11 protein-coding genes are annotated in these 17103 nt (G+C 70.0%); 6 read left to right on the top strand and 5 right to left on the bottom strand.

What is annotated here, in order from left to right; all coding sequences use genetic code 11:
• Positions 1 to 61: 61 nt before the first annotated feature.
• The 3 genes from pdxA to lptG all read right to left on the bottom strand — a co-directional run bounded on the left by pdxA (position 62) and on the right by lptG (position 3847).
• Positions 62 to 1090 carry a 4-hydroxythreonine-4-phosphate dehydrogenase PdxA gene (pdxA, locus tag ACWPN8_RS07235; protein WP_492240342.1) on the bottom strand — a complete coding sequence of 343 codons (1029 nt, stop codon included), beginning with the start codon at positions 1088 to 1090 and terminating at the stop codon, positions 62 to 64.
• Positions 1087 to 2547 (bottom strand): peptidylprolyl isomerase, encoded by a 1461-nt coding sequence (locus ACWPN8_RS07230; RefSeq protein ID WP_492240341.1) that lies wholly within the window; start codon positions 2545 to 2547, stop codon positions 1087 to 1089. Before ACWPN8_RS07230 ends, pdxA begins: the two co-directional genes overlap by 4 nt.
• Before the next feature lie 205 nt (positions 2548 to 2752).
• Positions 2753 to 3847 carry an LPS export ABC transporter permease LptG gene (gene lptG, locus ACWPN8_RS07225; protein WP_109047418.1) on the bottom strand — a complete coding sequence of 365 codons (1095 nt, stop codon included), beginning with the start codon at positions 3845 to 3847 and terminating at the stop codon, positions 2753 to 2755.
• Positions 3848 to 4139: 292 nt separating this feature from the next.
• On the opposite strand from lptG, the gene ACWPN8_RS07220 reads away from it, so the two are divergent.
• Both ACWPN8_RS07220 and guaA read left to right on the top strand, forming a co-directional pair.
• Positions 4140 to 4718, top strand: coding sequence for a GNAT family N-acetyltransferase (locus tag ACWPN8_RS07220; protein WP_109451990.1), 579 nt, complete (start codon positions 4140 to 4142; stop codon positions 4716 to 4718).
• Between the two features lie 37 nt (positions 4719 to 4755).
• Positions 4756 to 6339, top strand: a complete 1584-nt coding sequence (gene guaA, locus ACWPN8_RS07215) for a glutamine-hydrolyzing GMP synthase (RefSeq protein ID WP_492240340.1) — start codon at positions 4756 to 4758, stop codon at positions 6337 to 6339.
• Between the two features lie 452 nt (positions 6340 to 6791).
• Here the strand turns inward: guaA and ACWPN8_RS07210 are convergent, their stop codons facing one another.
• Positions 6792 to 7892 carry a lytic transglycosylase domain-containing protein gene (locus tag ACWPN8_RS07210; RefSeq protein WP_492240339.1) on the bottom strand — a complete coding sequence of 367 codons (1101 nt, stop codon included), beginning with the start codon at positions 7890 to 7892 and terminating at the stop codon, positions 6792 to 6794.
• Positions 7893 to 8237: 345 nt separating this feature from the next.
• Between ACWPN8_RS07210 and ACWPN8_RS07205 the strand changes: the two genes are divergently transcribed.
• The gene (locus ACWPN8_RS07205; protein ID WP_492240338.1) at positions 8238 to 9452 is read left to right on the top strand and encodes an efflux RND transporter periplasmic adaptor subunit; all 1215 of its coding nucleotides are present in this window, start codon (positions 8238 to 8240) and stop codon (positions 9450 to 9452) included.
• Between the two features lie 19 nt (positions 9453 to 9471).
• Positions 9472 to 12597, top strand: a complete 3126-nt coding sequence (locus ACWPN8_RS07200) for an efflux RND transporter permease subunit (protein ID WP_492240337.1) — start codon at positions 9472 to 9474, stop codon at positions 12595 to 12597.
• Positions 12598 to 12600: 3 nt separating this feature from the next.
• Here ACWPN8_RS07200 and ACWPN8_RS07195 read toward each other — a convergent pair whose 3' ends face one another.
• Entirely contained in the window at positions 12601 to 13683 is a 1083-nt protein-coding gene (locus tag ACWPN8_RS07195; protein WP_492240336.1) for a patatin-like phospholipase family protein, read from the bottom strand.
• A gap of 158 nt (positions 13684 to 13841) precedes the next feature.
• Between ACWPN8_RS07195 and ACWPN8_RS07190 the strand changes: the two genes are divergently transcribed.
• Both ACWPN8_RS07190 and ACWPN8_RS07185 read left to right on the top strand, forming a co-directional pair.
• Positions 13842 to 14663, top strand: coding sequence for a TrmH family RNA methyltransferase (locus tag ACWPN8_RS07190; RefSeq protein WP_492240335.1), 822 nt, complete (start codon positions 13842 to 13844; stop codon positions 14661 to 14663).
• Positions 14660 to 16885: a helicase-related protein gene (locus tag ACWPN8_RS07185; protein WP_492240334.1), complete on the top strand. Its 2226-nt coding sequence runs from the start codon at positions 14660 to 14662 to the stop codon at positions 16883 to 16885. Before ACWPN8_RS07190 ends, ACWPN8_RS07185 begins: the two co-directional genes overlap by 4 nt.
• Positions 16886 to 17103 lie beyond the last annotated feature (218 nt).

The raw sequence follows: 17103 nt of genomic DNA, 5'->3' as shown, positions 1-17103 counted from the left end.
GCAGACGGCATGAAAAAAGGAGCGCATCGGGCGCTCCTTTTTCGTTTGGAGAACTTCGACCTCAGGGGCCGGCTGTCCGCTGCCGGTTCCGCGCCATCCGGTCGGCCGTCTTCAGCGCCGCGATCAGGCTGGTCGCATTGGCCCTGCCAGTGCCCGCAATGTCCAGCGCCGTCCCATGGTCGGGAGAGGTGCGGACGAAGGGCAGGCCCAGCGTGATGTTCACGCCGCTGTCGAAATCCACCGTCTTCACCGGGATCAGCGCCTGATCGTGGTACATGCACAGCGCCGCGTCATATCCACGGCGGGCGGCGGCATGGAACATGGTGTCGGGCGGGCGCGGCCCGGACACGTCGATGCCGTCGGCGCGCAGCGTCGCGATGGCGGGCTCGATGATGTCGATCTCCTCACGCCCCATCGCCCCGCCCTCCCCCGCATGCGGGTTGAGGCCGGCGACGGCCAACCGCGGACGGTCGATGCCGAAGTCGCGCGCCAGCGACGCCGCGGTGACCCGGCCGGCATGGACGATGGCGTCGGCGGTCAGCTGGTTCACCGCGTCGCGCACCGACACATGGATGGTCACCGGCACCACCCGCAGATCGGCCGCCGCCAGCATCATGATCGGCTCGCCGGCCAGCCCGGCGAGGTGGGCCAGATATTCGGTGTGGCCGGGATGGCGAAAACCGGCGGCATAGAGAGACGATTTCTGGATCGGGTTGGTGACAACGGCCGCGGCCTGCCCACCCTGCAGCAGCGCCACGGCACGGTCGATGCTGGCGATCACCGCGGCACCATTGGCCGGATCGGGCCGGCCGGCGACGACCGGGTTGCCGAGCGCGACCGGCAGGACCGGCAGGGCACGGCCGAAGATCGCCGCCCCCTCCTGCGGAGACGAGACGGCCTGCACCGGCACCGGCAGCCCGAGCGAGGCCGCCAGCGCGGCCAGCCTCGCGGGATCGTCCAGCACGACGAAGGGGCGCAGGCCGGCCTCGTCGCGGGCCAGCCACGCCTTCAGCCCGATCTCCCCGCCGACGCCGGCCGGCTCCCCCATGGTCAGGGCCAGCGGCAGGTCGTTCGGCGGGGCGGCGGTCACAGGCGGGTCTCGATGAAGGCGGTGCGGCGCAGGTCGCGCAGGTACCGGCGCGACAGCAGTTCCGCCCGCTCGCTGACCAGTTCGCGCTCGATCTCGTCGCGGCCGGGCAGCTTGGCTTCCTGAACCGGGGTCGGGGCCGGCGGCGGCGGCGGAGCCGGCTGGGCTTCCGGCGGCGGCTGGATCATCGGCATGTCACGCTTGCAGACGATCAGGATCACCGCGGCGGCCGGGCTCATCAGCACCGGGCTGGCCTGGCCGAGCGGGATGCCGAGCGCGAGGTTCTGCAGGCCGGGGGCCATGTCCTTCACCCGCATGGTGCCCATGTCGCCCGATTCCGGCATGCCGGTCTCCTTGGCGCGGGCCTGGAAATCGGCGCAGCTCTTGATCGACTTGCGCAGCTTCTCGGCCTGTTCCTTGACGGACTTGGCCTGCTCCTTGGACTCGATCGGGAGGATGATCTGCTTCATGTTGACCGTGGCCTTGGCCACGTCCGGCCGCGGCTGCGGACGGGGAGCCGCCGGACGGGCGACCGGCATCGGCACCTCGCCGCCGCTGCTGCCGAACGGCCGCTGGCCGCGCACCAGCAGGATGTGGTAGCCGGTCGCCGTGCGGACCGGCGCCGACAGCTGGCCGCCGCGCATGCCCGACAGCGCCTTGTCCACCTCCGACGACAGTTCGCCGCTGCGCACCCAGCCGAGGTCGCCGCCCGACGCGGCGCCGGCCGACTGCGAGAACTGGCGGGCGAGTGCGGCGAAATTGCCGCCGCGCTTCACCTCTTCCACCAGACGCTCGGCGTTGCGGCGCACCTCGTCGTCCTGGTCGGGGCTGTCCACTGCCAGGAAGATCTCGGCGACCAGATATTCGGGCTTGCCGATGTTGGCCTTCAGCCGCTCCATCGCGGCGTCGACCTCGTCCTCGCCGACCACGACCTCCTGGCGGATGCGGCGCTGCATCACCTTCTGCCAGGCGAGCAGGGCGCGGATCTGGTCCTTCAGGGTGGAGTACGGCACGTTCTGGCGCTTCAGCATCTCCTGAAGCTGCTGGCCGTTCATGCGGTTCTGCTCGGCGATGCGCTTGACGGCGTCGTCGATCTCCGACGCCGAGACGGTGACGCCCTGGCGCTTGGCCTCCTGCATCTGCAGGCGCTCGTCGATCAGCAGGCGCATCACCTGCGGCATCAGCCGCTTGGTCGTTTCCGGATTGGCGGCGGCGCCGGCGTTCAGCAGCGCCATGCGGATGCGGGCATTGACGTCCGAAACCGAAACGACCTCGTCATTCACCACCGCAGCGATGCCTTCCGACCCCGGCGCGCGGGCCTGACGCGTGCTCTCGTCCCCCGTCCGCGGCGCGGCGGCACCGGCGGCAGCCTTGCTGGACTGCGCCACGGCGGGCATGGCCAGAAGCGCACAGGCGGTCGCCACGGCGACGGTGGTCCGGACGGCTCGCAAACTCGACATGCTGCTCAAGCTCCAAAAACGGGTCGCCCGTTATTACGGTGGGGCCGGTGCCCCTGGCAAACGGAATCGGACCCTGCAATCCAGTGCTAAACCAAGTGGGCGGAATTATGACCGATGGCGATAACCGCCCGCTTTGCGGCGAATGGTCCCACCCCCGTCCCTTCCCGGCGTCCCGTCCCAGCACCCCCTCCCGGCAGCCGTCCCGTCAGCCGTCTTCCAGATGCAGAAGGGCGGCGATGCCCAACAGCAGGCTGATGCCGGCAGGACTCCAGGCGGCCATGAGGATGGGAATGGTTTCCGACATTCCGAAGGTGCGGACCACGTCGGTCATCACGAACAGCACGAAGCCGGTCAGCACGCCGCCGGTGACCATCGCCATGGTGCCGCCGCGACGCGGCAGCCGCAGCGAGAAGGCGGCGGCGAACAGCACCATCGCCAGGAACAGGAAGGGCTGGGCCAGCAGCGACTGGTAATGCAGCCGGTGGCGCACGGCCGGGAAACCGGTTGTCTCCAGCGTGTGGATGAAGCGCGGCAGCTCCCAGAAGGAGATGGTTTCCGGCGGGGCGAAGCTCTCCTCGATGGTCGCCATGTCCAGCTCGGTCGGGATGGTGTAGCTGTCCAGCTTCTCCGGGTCCTTCTTGGCCCGGTTCAGGATCGCCTCCTGCAATTCCCACTTGCGGTCCTTCAGCACGGCGCTCGGCGCATCGACGCGGCCCAGATAATTCTGGTCGGCGTCGAACAGGAAGACGATGACGTTCGACAGCTCGAAGGTCACCGGGTTCACCAGCTCCGAATGGATGAAGAACTGCTCGTTCTCGTTGGTCTGGCGCAGCCACAGGCCGGAGCGCGAGATGTTCAGCGTGCTGGACTGGAGCTTGAGATAGCGGTCCTGCAGCTGCTCGTACTTGGCGATGAACACGGCGCCGACCGGGTTGATCAGCGTCACCTTCACCACGCCGATGGCGGCGGCGGCGAACATCACCGGCATCAGGAACTGCCAGGCCGACACGCCGACCGCGCGGGCGACCACCAGCTCGGCGCTGCGCGTCAGCCGCCAGAAGGTGAACATGCCCGCGAACAGGACGACGAAGGGGAAGATCTGCTGCCCGATCTCCGGCAGCTTCAGCAGCGCCATCTCCACCACCAGCCCGAAGGTGACGTGGGGCTTGGTGCCGGCGCGGCGCAGAAGCTCCACCGTGTCCAGCAGCAGCACGATGGCGAGCAGGATCACCATCAGCAGGCAGAACCACACGACGAACTGCCGGCCGATGTAGCGGGAAAGCGTAGGCGAGGAATACATGCGGTGTCCGGTCTCCGGAGCCCCGCCCGCGGCGCCGCCATGGCACCTGGGACGGACTGGCGCGGCCCCGCCCGATCAAGGATCGGTGCGGGCCCCCGCCGGAACAAGTCCCGCTGTTTACCTCTGTTGCGCCGCGATGACAACCGGAGCCGAGGCCGAAGCCTCGGTCGGAGCCGAAGCCGGTCGCCCGCAGGCCTATCGACGGCGTCGTGCGTCTCCCTCCTTTTCCATCTGGACTTCCTGCGCGGGCACTCCAAACTGTTGGAGAGAGGCTGCACGGGAGGGTCGGTCGATGACGGACACCACGCTCGCAATCCGCCAGGCACGCGGGTCGGACGCCGCCGGCATGGCCCGCGTCCATGTGCAAAGCTGGCGCTCCACCTATCCCGGGCTGATCCCGGCGCAGTTCCTGGTCAACCTGTCCGAACCGGCCGCCGCCCAGCGCTGGGCAGCCATCGCCGAGACGCGCGGCCCCGGCCAGGGCGCCTTCGTCGCGGTGGATGTCACCGGCCGGATCGCCGGTCCCGGCACCATCGTCGGCATCGCCTCCTTCGGCACGCGGCGGGTCACGGTGGAAGGGCATGCGGGTGAGTTCCACGCGCTTTATTTGCTAGATGACGCAAAGGGTTACGGCATCGGTCGGCGGCTGATGGCGGCGATGGCCGACCGTTTCCTGGCCGCCGGCATCCGGTCCGCGGCGGTCTGGTGCCTGCGCGACAACCCGTCGCGCTGGTTCTACGAAAGGTTGGGCGGAATCAAGGTGGCGGAGCGGCCGATCCGCTTCGCCGGCAGCGATCTGGTGGAAATCGCCTATGGCTGGCGCGACCTGACGCCGCTTGCACGCTTGTCGGCGGGGCCGGAGGTGCGGTAGTGAGGGGACTTGAGTCCCCACGCATCAGGATTCGCCGATGTCCAGCGCCGCCTCCCTTTCCGCCGCCTCGCTTTCAGCCGAACGGGTCCTCATTCTCGATTTCGGGTCGCAGGTGACCCAGCTCATCGCCCGCCGTGTGCGCGAGAGCGGTGTCTATTGCGAAATCCACCCCTTCGGCATGAGCGACGAGCGCATCCGCGAGTATGACCCGAAGGCGATCATCCTGTCGGGCAGCCCGGCCTCGGTCACCGAGGCGAACGGCCCGCGCGCCCCGCAGGCCGTGTTCGACCTGAAGGTCCCGGTGCTCGGCATCTGCTACGGCCAGCAGACGATGTGCCACCAGCTGGGCGGCACCGTGTCCGGCTCCGACCACCGCGAGTTCGGCCGCGCCTTCATCGAGATCAAGGAGCCCTGCGCCCTGTTCGACGGGCTGTGGGAGGTCGGGTCGAAGGAACAGGTGTGGATGAGCCACGGCGACCGCGTCACCGCGCTGCCGCCCGGCTTCCGCGCCGTGGCGGTCAGCGACGGCGCGCCCTTCGCCGCCATCGCCGACGACCAGCGCCGCATCTACGGCGTGCAGTTCCACCCGGAGGTGGTCCACACCCCGCACGGCGCCCAGCTGCTGGCGAACTTCGTCCACCGCGTCGCCGGCATCGAGGGCGACTGGACGATGGCCGCCTTCAAGCAACAGGCCATCGAGAAGATCCGCGCCCAGGTCGGCACCGGCAAGGTGATCTGTGGCCTGTCGGGCGGCGTCGATTCGTCGGTCGCGGCCGTGCTGATCCATGAGGCCATCGGCGACCAGCTGACCTGCATCTTCGTCGACACCGGCCTGATGCGCGCCGGCGAGTTGGAAGAGGTCGTGCGGCTGTTCCGCGACCACTACAACATCCCGCTGGTCCACCGCGAGGCGGCCGACCTGTTCCTGGGCAAGCTGGCCGGCGTCACCGATCCGGAGCAGAAGCGCAAAATCATCGGCGGCCTGTTCATCGAGGTCTTCGACGAGGAGAGCGCGAAGGTCGGCGGTGCGGAGTTCCTGGCCCAGGGCACGCTCTACCCCGACGTGATCGAGAGCGTCTCCTTCACCGGCGGCCCGTCGGTCACCATCAAGTCGCACCACAATGTCGGCGGCCTGCCGGAGCGGATGAAGCTCAAGCTGGTCGAGCCGCTGCGCGAACTGTTCAAGGACGAGGTCCGTGCCTTGGGCCGTGAACTCGGCCTGCCGCCGGCCTTCATCGGCCGCCACCCCTTCCCCGGCCCGGGCCTCGCCATCCGCGTCCCCGGCGAGATCACCCCGGAGAAGCTGGAGATCCTGCGCAAGGCCGATACGGTCTATCTGGAGGAAATCCGCAACGCCGGCCTCTACGACGCGATCTGGCAGGCCTTCGCCGTGCTGCTGCCGGTCCGCACCGTCGGCGTGATGGGCGACGGCCGCACCTACGACCATGTGCTGGCCCTGCGCGCGGTGACCTCCACCGACGGCATGACCGCCGACTGGTACCCCTTCCCCCACGACTTCCTGGCGCGCGTGTCCAACCGCATCGTCAACGAGGTCCGCGGCGTCAACCGCGTCGTCTACGACATCACGTCGAAGCCGCCGGGGACCATCGAGTGGGAATGAGGCGAGTGGAAACGCTTTGCCGGTGAAAGACAAAGGGGCGGGAAACCGCCCCTTTTCTTTTGCCTGCCCAGATGTCGCTCAAAACAGCGATTCGACCGTCTGCGTCCTGGGGCTGCGCCGCTTGCCGCGGGCTGGCTTGGGGGTGGCGGGAAGCAGGCCTTCCCTCTGCGCGCACAGGTCGTGCCAGACATGGCCCGGACGCTCCGGCGTCCAGTACATGGGTTCGCCGAGCAGCACCTCTTCGCCGCAACAGGCGCAGGGAGGGTATGGGCTGGATGTGTGTTCGGACCGGTCCATCTCACCGTTATGCCAGTGGCGAGGCGATCCGTAAGTGATGCGGATCAAATCGGACCGCAAGAGTGCGAAAAAATAGCTCCGCTCACGCTGGACCTGGGGACAGCGGCGGCCCCGCTCCCCACAGCGGGGGAACAGGACCGCGCAGCCCTATGCCGTCAACGCACGTCGGCCAGTGCGACGCAGGCGCGGTCGCGGCCGGCGAGGCTGCCGCAGCCGTCGGCGCGCTGGGAAACAAAGCGCATCACAACGCGCTCACCCTTGCCGACCGACTGCGGCGGCAACAGCGCCTCGGCGACCTGGGTGGTGAATTGCGGGCTGACGCGGTGCGTCGGTGCGGGCGCCGGGTCGAGGCTGGCGACCTGCACCGGCCTTGCCGGAGCCACCGCGGGGGCGGGAGCCGGGACGGGAGCGGGCGCGGGTTCGGGCAGCGACGCCACCACCACCGGAGCCGGTGCCGGAGCGGGCGCCGGTTCTGCGAGCTTCGGCTCGGCCGGGCGCGGCTCCATCCGCCGCGGCTCGACAGCGCGGGATTCGGGCGCGCGGGTTTCCGGAGCGGCGGAGGCGACGACGACCGGCGCCGGTTCCGTCCGCTGCGTGGACGCCGTCTGGCCGCCGCGCGGCTTCGGCGCGTCGTCCGGCACCACCGCGACCTCGATGGCCGAGGCGCCGGCCGCCAGCGACGGTTCGCGCGGGCCGGTGCCGCGCAGCACCGGGGTCAGCGCCGCCAGATACATCTTCGTCTCGCGCGGCAGCCGCTGCTTGCCGGCCAGATGCTGGGCGTAGCAGGCCGGGCCGCAATTGTAGGCGGCCAGGAAACCGGGGGCGCCGAACAGGTCGTACATCTCGCGCAAGTAGGCGGTGCCGGCCATGATGTTCTCGTGCGGGTCTGAGGGATCGGACCCTAGTCCATACTTGGCCCGCATCAGCTCGTAGGTGCCGGGCATCACCTGCATCAGGCCGATGGCCCCGGCGGAGCTGGTCAGCACCTTGCCGCTGTTGGTCGTCGCCCGGCCGTTGCTCTCGCGCATCATCACCGCGCGGATCCATTTCTCCGGCATGTCGTACCGCTGGGAAGCCTCGCGGATGTGCGGGACCCAGCGGGACAGCGGATCGTTCGGATCCGGGACATAGGCAGCGGATTCGACCGGCGGAGCCGTCTGCACCTGCGGCGCGTCGGAGGCGCAGCCGGCCAGACCGAGGGCAAGGCACAGCAGTGCTCCGGCGGCGTGGATCGTCGCGAGGTTTCGTTTGACCACGAGGGGATTTCCGTGCTGTTGGCGCAGGCGGGACAAAAGATGGATCGCTTTTCAATGTATAGCCCACGCCTGTCAAGCGACATCACGGCCGTTTCTTGAATCCTGTCCCGAAGATGCCTCAAAAATGCCCGCTTTATCCCTTGTGAAGAGGTCGGCAATTAGGATTTTGGGCAAATGTCCCTATGCCTATCTTCTCTCTCCGTCCGGACATCACCATGCCGTCACAAGGCGCGACAACGGGAACCTTGACGGAACATCCACGCCACCCCTAATGGAGGGCGCCGGCCGCCCCCTCAACCGATGCCGTTCCGATCGGACAGGCTCGGCCGAACTGGATCGACGATCATGACCGCCCCCCAACGGACCTTCCCGCCGGCCCAGCAGACACCGCAGCCGCAGATGCCGTCCCCGCCGCAGGAAGACGCCCCGCCCCGCAAGCCCCGGCGCTTCGGCCGGCTGCTGGCGATCCTGCTGGTTCTTCTTGCGGCAGGCGGCGGTATTGCCCTGTGGCGCGCCCGCAATCCGGCCCCTCCCTCCCCCACCCCGGCCGGCCAGGCGGCGGAGCGCCCGGTGGAGCTGACCGCGCTTGAGGTCACGGCCGTCGCCCCGCGCGCGCTGGCGGAGACGGTCCGGCTCAGCGGCTCCGTCTCGCCGATGGAACAGTCGGCGGTGAAGGCGGAGGTCGCCGCCCGTCTGGCCGAGGTGGCGGTGCGCGAGGGGCAGGCGGTCCGCCGCGGCGAAATGCTGGCCCGCTTCGACACGGTGGAGCTGACCGCCCGCCTCAATGAGAAGCAGGCCAACCTGGAGGGCGCGCGGGCTCAGCTGGTGCTGGCCGAAAAGACGCTGACCAAGAACCGCACGCTGAACCGCAGCAACATCGTCTCGGACACCAGCCTGGATCAGGCCGAAAGCAGCTTCGGCTTCCAGCGCGCCCAGGTCGACGCACTGGCGGCGCAGGTGGAACTGGCGCGCAAGGCCTTGCGCGACGCGGTGGTGCTCAGCCCCATCGACGGCATGGTCGCCACCCGCACCGTCAATCCCGGGGAAAATCTGGCGGTGAATGCCGCCATGTTCACCGTGGTCGACCTGTCGCGGGTCGAGGTCGAGGCGACCGTCCCGGCGGAGCAGGTGGCCCGGCTCGCCGTCGGCCAGACCGCCAGCCTGCGGGTGGAGGGGTTCGGCGAACGGGAGTTCGCCGGCAGCGTCGCCCGCATCAACCCGATGGCGCGGGCGGGATCGCGCGCCATCCCGGTCTATGTGACCATCGACAATCGCGACGGCGCGCTGCGCGGCGGCATGTTCGCCAGCGGCGAGGTTCTGGTGGCGCAGGCGGCGGGCGCCATCGCCGTGCCGCCGGTCGCCATCCGCCACGACGAGCAGGGCGAGTTCGTCCTGGCGATTGCGGACGGCCGCACCGTGCGCCGCCCGGTCACGCGGGTGGCGCTGTGGGCGCGCGGCGATCTGGTGCAGGTGGACGGCCTGGCGCCGGGCGAGCGCGTCGTCACCGGCAACCTGCCCGGCCTGACCGCCGGACGCAGCGTCTCGATCGCCGGCACCTGACCCGGACGGACCAGCAGCCATGCCGATCACCCGCATCAGCGTCGACAACCCGGTCTTCGCCACCATGATGATGGTGGCGCTGATGGTGCTCGGCCTCTTCTCCTACAACCGGCTGGGCGTCGACCTGTTTCCCGACGTCGATTTCCCGGTGGTGGTGGTCAGCACCGCCTATCCCGGCGCCAGCCCGGAGACGGTGGAGACCGACATCACACGGCCCGTCGAGGATGCGATCAACACCATCGCCGGCATCAAGACGCTGACTTCGCGCTCCTACGAGGGGCAGTCGGTGGTGATCGCCGAGTTCGACCTGAAGACCTCGTCGGTCCAGGCGTTGCAGGACGTGCGCGAGAAGGTCTCGGCCATCCGCGCCAGCTTCCGCGACGAGGTGAAGGATCCGCAGATCACCCGCTTCAACCCGGACGACCAGCCGATCCTGTCCATCGCCGTCACCTCCGACCTGCGGTCCTTGCGCGACCTCACCACGCTGACCGACCAGATCATCCTGAAGCGCTTGCAGAATGTCCGCGGCGTCGGCAAGGCCACCATCGCCGGCGGGGTCAAGCGGCAGATCCTGATCCGCCTGAAGCCGGAAAAGCTGGAAGCACTCAACGTCGGCGTCGACGAGGTGATCGCTACCGTCACCAGCGAGAACCAGGACGTGCCCGCCGGCACCGTCTCCGGCCAGGGACGGGAGCGGGTGGTGCAGGTGGAGGGGCGCGTGCGCAACCCGCGCGACCTGCTGGACCTAATCGTCGCGCGGCGCGGCGGCAGCCCGGTGCGCCTCTCCCAGGTCGCCGAGGTGATCGACGGGCAGGAGGAGCAGGATTCGGCCGCCCTGCTGAACGGCAACCCGGCGCTGGCGGTCGATGTGGTGAAGGTCCAGGGCGCCAACACGGTGGAGGTCGCCCGCGGCCTGCATGGGGCGATCCAGGATCTGCGGACCAACGGCTCGCTGCCGGCGGACGTGACGCTGGCGGTGGTGCGCGACAGCTCCCGCGGCATCACCAACTCGCTCAGCAACGTGCAGGAGACGCTGGTCGAGGGCGGCATCCTGACCATCCTGATCGTCATGGTGTTCCTGGGGTCCTGGCGCAGCACGGTCATCACCGCGCTGACCCTGCCGGTTGCCGTGCTCGGCACCTTCGGCATGCTGGCCGCCATGGGCTTCACGCTGAACATGATGACGCTGATGGCGCTGTCGCTCGCCATCGGCATCCTGATCGACGACGCCATCGTCGTGCGCGAGAACATCATGCGCCACCTCGCCCGCGGCCAGGGCCACCGTCAGGCGGCACTCGACGGCACGGCAGAGATCGGGCTCGCGGTGCTGGCGACCACGCTGACCATCGTCGCGGTGTTCCTGCCGGTCGCCTTCATGGGCGGCATCATCGGCCGCTTCTTCCTGCAATTCGGCATCACCGTCTCGGCGGCGGTGCTGATCTCGCTGTTCGTGTCCTTCACGCTCGACCCCATGCTGTCCAGCATCTGGTACGACCCGGCCGCCCACGGCCGCCATGGCCGCTCGATCTTCGGCCGCTTCGCCGCCTGGTTCGGGCGAGGCTTCGATGCGCTCTCGCACGGCTATGGCCGGCTGCTGCGCTGGGGCCTGCGCCGGCGCTGGATTGTCGTGATCGTGGCGCTGGCGATCTTCTTCGGCAGCTTCCTGCTGGTGCCGCGCATCGGCGTGGAGTTCGTCCCCGCCGCCGACCTCGGCGAGCAGATCGTCGAGGTGGAATCCCCCGTCGGCTCGTCGCTCGCCACCACCACCGCCAAGACCCGCCAAGTCGAGGCGGCGATCCGCGAGTTCCCGGAGATCGCCTACACCTACAGCACGGTCAACACCGGGGTCTCCATCGGCCACAACCGCGGCAGCATCTATCTGCGCTACACCCCCATCGACCAGCGCAAGCGCTCGCCCAACGACCTGGCCCCGCTGCTGCGGCAACGTCTGTCGGCGATCCCCGGCGTCACCATCGGCATCGCCATCCCCGGCGTCGGCGGCGTGCAGAAGCAGATCCAGGTTTCGGTCCAGGGCCGCGACATCGCCGAGCTGGACCGGCTGTCGCAGACCGTGATCGGCGCCATGCGCGCCATCCCCGGCTTCGTCGATGTCGACAGCACGCTGAAGGCGGCCAAGCCGACGCTGGCGGTCCGGCTGGAGCGCGACCTCGCCAGCGATCTCGGCATCGGCACCGCCAAGGTGGCCGACACACTGCGCCCGCTGTTCGCCGGCGACACGGTGTCGAGCTGGAAGGCGCCGGACGGCGAGAGCTACGACGTGCTGGTCCGCCTGCCCGAAGGCGACCGCGCCGGCCGCGCCGACCTCGACCGCATTTATTTCTCCGGCGGGGTCGATGCCAACGGCACGCCGCGCATGATCCCGCTGTCCCAGGTGGCGGAGGTGGTGACGACGCTCGGCGCCTCGCAGATCAACCGGCGCGATTTGCAGCGCGAGGTGAATGTCCAGGCCAACGTCCAGGGCCGCGCCGCCGGCGATGCCGGCCGCGACCTCCAGGCGGCGCTGGCCAAGATCGAGCTGCCGCCGGGCTACCGCATCGTCTTCGGCGGCTCGACCAAGGACATCGCCGAGACCAGCGGCTATGCCATGCAGGCCCTGGCGCTTGCCGTCATCCTGATCTACCTGATCCTCGCCTCGCAGTTCGGCAGCTTCCTGCAACCGCTCGCCATCATGGCCTCGCTGCCGCTGTCGCTGGTCGGCGTCTTCCTGGGGCTGCTGGCGGCGGGATCGACGCTGAACATCTTCAGCGCCATCGGCTTCATCATGCTGATGGGGCTGGTGACCAAGAACGCCATCCTGCTGGTCGATTTCGCCAATCAGGCGCGCAAGCGCGGCGCCGGCCTGCACGACGCGCTGGTCGAGGCCGGCATCATCCGCCTGCGCCCCATCGTGATGACCACCGCCGCGATGATCTTCGGCATGCTGCCGCTGGCGCTCGGCATCGGCGAGGGGGCGCAGCAGCGCGCGCCGATGGCCCATGCGGTGATCGGCGGGTTGTTGTCCTCCACCATCCTGACGCTGCTGGTGGTGCCGGTGGCGCTGACCTATCTCGACGGGCTGTCGCGCCGGATGAAACGCTGGTTCGCCCACAGCGATCCAGACGCCCAACAGCATCCGGCAGAGTGAGGGTCAGGCCAGGGCCGGGGTCCGCACCGAACTGCCGACGCCGACGGCCCGCATGTTCTCCTCGACCCAGCGCCCCGCCGCCTCGCGCCCGGCGTCGCGCAGCCAGTTCAGGAAGCTCCAGTCGGTCATCAGCTTTGAATAGAGCCCCAGATCCTGGAGATGCTCGTCGGCGCCGATCATGTGCAGGCGCGGGGCGTCGCCGCGGGCGGACAGGCAGCGCATCTCCTGCAACAGGGCGGCGTTGAAGGTGATCTGGTTGAGGCGGGCGGCGATGCCGGCCGGATCCTCCGGCGTGGTGGCGCAGGTGAAGGGGTTGATCGTCACCACCAGCAGGTCTGCGCCGGGACAGGCCGCCGCCAGCGGCGACAGCGGCGGGTTGGCGAGATAGCCGCCATCCCAATAATCCTGGCCGTCGATCCGCACCGCGCGGAACAGGCTGGGCAGGCAAGCCGAGGCCAGCAGGTGATCGACCTCCAGCTCCGTCTCGTCGAACAGCCGCAGGGCTCCGGTCCGCACAGTGGTGGCGCTGACGAACAGCCGCAGCCCGCTCCGCCGGATCAGCTCCGGTTCGACCATCTCGGCCAGCAGGCCGCGCAGCGGGTGGAAATCCGCCGATTGGGTCCGATAGGGGCTGACCCAGCGCCGTGCCCAATCGACCATATGGGTTCCCGGCGCGTGATCGACATTCCAGCGGCCGAGCAGCCGGTCGGTCACGCTCGGCCGGATCGGCCCCAGCCGCCCGGCGGCGCTGACCCGCTCCCAGAAAGTCGCCAGTTCGGCCCGCGCCCCACTGCATCCACCGCGTGCCCAGCCCTGGGCCAGCATGGCGGCGTTCATCGCCCCGGCGCTGGCCCCGCTGACCCCGACCAGCCGGATGTCCTCCTCCAGCAGCCGGTCGAGCACGCCCCAGGTGAAGGCGCCATGCGCACCGCCGCCCTGCAAGGCCAGCGCCAGCGTTGGCCTGGGCGGCGGCAGGGCCAGAAGAGGGTCCGGCCCCGACAGTTCCAACGGTTCCGCAGGGCAGGCGGGCGGCACAGGCGTCGCCTTGCCGCACACACGGTTCCACAGCTTTCGGATCATCGTCATGGCCGGCACGTCTCCAAATGCTTATGCTGCACCGCAACATGAGCAGGGACTTCCGCATCGGCAAGGGGGTATGCCCATGGAGGCAGGCAGGGAACGGCATTGGAAACCCGCCGCCACATGCACTAAGTAGGCGGACACCCCAGACGCCGAGCCGCCCCTTGCCCACCCCGCACTATCAGGTCATCCCGATCACCGACCCCGAAGACCCGCGCATCGAGCCTTACCGCGACGTGCGGGAGCGCGATCTCGTCGGCCGTGACGGGCTGTTCATCGCCGAAGGGGCGGTGGTGGTGCGCAGCCTCGTGCAATCCACCCGCTACCGGGCCCGCTCGCTGCTGATCGCCGAGAAGCGGCTGGAGGCGCTGGAGCCGATGCTGGCGGCCCTTTCGCCCGAAACGCCGGTCTATACCGCCACCCAGCCCGTGCTGGACCGCATCGCCGGCTTCCCCCTGCATCGCGGCATCCTGGCGGTGGGGGAAAAGACCGGTGTCCCGAGCGTCGCCGACCTGCTGGGTGCCTGCGGGCCGGTTTCCCGTGTCGTCATGCTGTTCGGCATCGGCAACCACGACAATATGGGCGGCATCTTCCGCAACGCCGCCGCTTTCGGCGCCGATGCGGTGACCCTCGATCCCGGCTGCTGCGACCCGCTCTACCGCAAGGCGATCCGCGTTTCGGTGGGGGCGACCCTGCTGGTGCCGACGGCCAAGCTCGCCGCGGACGAGGATCCGCTCGCCCTGCTCGACCGCTTCGGCTTCGAGGCGGTGGCGCTCAGCCCCGCCGGTGCCGAGACGCTGGCCGCCCTGACGCCGCCGCGCCGTGCCGCCCTGCTGTTCGGCTCTGAAGGGCCGGGCCTGCCGCCCGCCCTGCTGGCCCGCGCCCGCAGCGTGCGCATCCCGATGGCCGGCGACTTCGATTCCCTCAACGTGGCGACCACCAGCGGCATCGTGCTGCACCACATCGCGTCCGGACAGGTGCCATGACAGACGATATGAGCGACGACATCGGCACGCCGGCCGCCACAGCCACCGCCGACCCGCATCTGGTCCATGACCTCGCCGTCGCCCATCCGGAGGTGACGACGCTGGGGGCGGCCGGCCTGCTGCGGATGACCGACGCCGAGGCGCGCGGGCTGGTGGCGCTCGGCCTGCCGCTGCCGAAGGGCAAGCGCGACCTGCTGGTGCCGGCGGAGCGGCGCGCGGCCATCCTGCTGGAGATCGCCGGACGCATCGACCGCGCCCACCGCCGCGACGCGCTGCTTGCCCAGGGCCGCCGGGCGCTGGCCGGCGGCCACACCACCCTGCTGTCCTGCGAGGACCGCACCCGCGTCCGCGCCGTGCGCAGCGACGAGCTGCCCTGGCCCGGCCTGTCCCCGGCGATCCGCTTGCAGGTTTCCCGGACCTTCGACGCGCTGGAGCTGTCGGACCTGTCCGATGGGGAGCTGTCGGCCCGGCTGGACCATGACCCGGCCCTGCGCGCAGCACTGGACGACACCCTGTCGCGGGTCGCCACCCGGCTGCGCGATCTGGCCGAGCGGGCCGGTGACGACCCGGAGTGGGGCTTCGCCAGCCTCGCCGACCGGCTGGGCAAGGCCGCCCGCAACCGCAGCGACGCCGACGAGCTGCTCGACCGCTGGGACCGCGAATACGACCAGTGGCGCCGCGAGCGGGCGGAGGGGCGCGGCCGGCTCTATGTCGACCGCCATTTCGACTTCTCGCGCTTCGAACGGCTGTTCCCGGTGGCGCGCGGCATGAACCGCCGTCTGGTGCTGGTGATCGGCCCGACCAACTCGGGCAAGACCCACCGTGCCATCACCGCGCTGCGCGAAGCGCGCGACGGCGTCTATCTGGCGCCGCTGCGCCTGCTGGCGCTGGAGGTGATGGAGCGGCTGAACGGCGAAGGCACCCCAACAACGCTGATCACCGGCGAGGAGGAAATCCGCACCCCCGGCGCCCGCCACACCGCCTCCACCATCGAGGTGATGGACCCCGACCGCCCCGTCGAGGTCGCGGTGATCGACGAGATCCAGATGCTGGCCGACCCGGCGCGCGGCTGGGCCTGGACCGCCGCCCTGATGGGCGTGCCGGCGGAGACCGTCTACATCCTCGGCGCGCCGGAGGTCCGGCCGCTGGTGGAGCGCGCCGCCGCCCATCTCGGCGAACCGCTGGAGGTGGTGGAGCTTGAGCGCAAGACCCCGCTGTCGATGCTCGACCGCCGGCTGGAGTGGGCGGAGGTGGAGCGCGGCGACGCGCTGATCGCCTTCTCCCGCCGCGAGGTGCACAGCGTCCGCGACACGCTGCTGGCCCAGGGGCTGTCGGTCGCCGCCATCTACGGCGCGCTGGCCCCGGCGGTGCGGCGGCGCGAGGCGGCCCGTTTCCTGTCCGGCGAGGCGGATGTGGTGGTGGCGACCGACGCCATCGGCATGGGGCTGAACCTGCCCTGCCGCCGGGTGTTGTTCACCGCCCTGGAGAAGTTCGACGGCAGCGGCGTCCGCCCGCTGAGTGCCACCGAGGTGAAGCAGATCGCCGGCCGCGCCGGCCGCTTCGGCCAGTTCGAGGAGGGGCATTTCGGCGTCATCGCCCGCGGCACCCCCGCCACGCTGAAACGCCTGCTGGAGGCGCCCGACCGCCGCCTGCGCGCCGACGCTCCCCTGCCCGTCCGCCCGACCCGCGCCATGTTGGCCCGTCTCGCCAGCCACATCGACAGCGACGAGACCCGGCTGCTGGTGGAGTGCTTCGGCAGCGCCGCGACATCCGGCTCCCCCTTCCGGCTGGCCGACCTGTCGGCGCTGCGCCGGGCAGCACCCATGCTGGATGCCCGCCGGCTGGCGCTCACCGCCAAGCTCGACCTGCTGCTCGCCCCCGCCGACCTGGAAGATGCGGAGGATGCCAAGGTGTTCGCCGCGATCCTCGACGCGGTGGAGGCCGGAGAAAGGCTGCCGCTCGGCCGACTGATCCCGGCGCGGCTCGACGGGCTGGCCGCCGATGTGCTGGAGGCGGCGTCGCGCGCCTGCGACCTTTATTTCTGGGCGTCGCGCAAGTTCCCGGACGCCCTGCCCGACCGCGACCGGGTGCGCAGCGCCCGCGACGCCATCGGCCAGCGCCTGTCCGAAGCGCTGGCGTCCCGTGCCCGCCGCCGCGAGCCGCCGCCGGCCGCCGGCTTCCGCGGCGCCCCGCGCAAGCGCTTCGGTCCGCGCCGCCGCTGACAACGGGGGATTGAGTGAGGAGGATTGGTTCCCGGCGAAATTCGCCCTCATGGCACTGCTGCACTGCGAACGAAGGGGACGCCCTGCTGTTCTGAACTGGACCAGACTTGGCTCGGTCACCACATCGATAGCAAGCGCCTATCGCCACGTTAGAAAACGTCGATTGGACGCTATCGAAAGACCCTGCCACTGTTGCATCGGCGGCCAAGCCCTCCGGC

Source organism: Azospirillum sp. UENF 112521 (assembly GCF_058780665.1).
The sequence above is the reverse complement of the archived record's forward strand: the minus strand, read 5'-3'. Positions and strand labels throughout refer to the sequence as shown.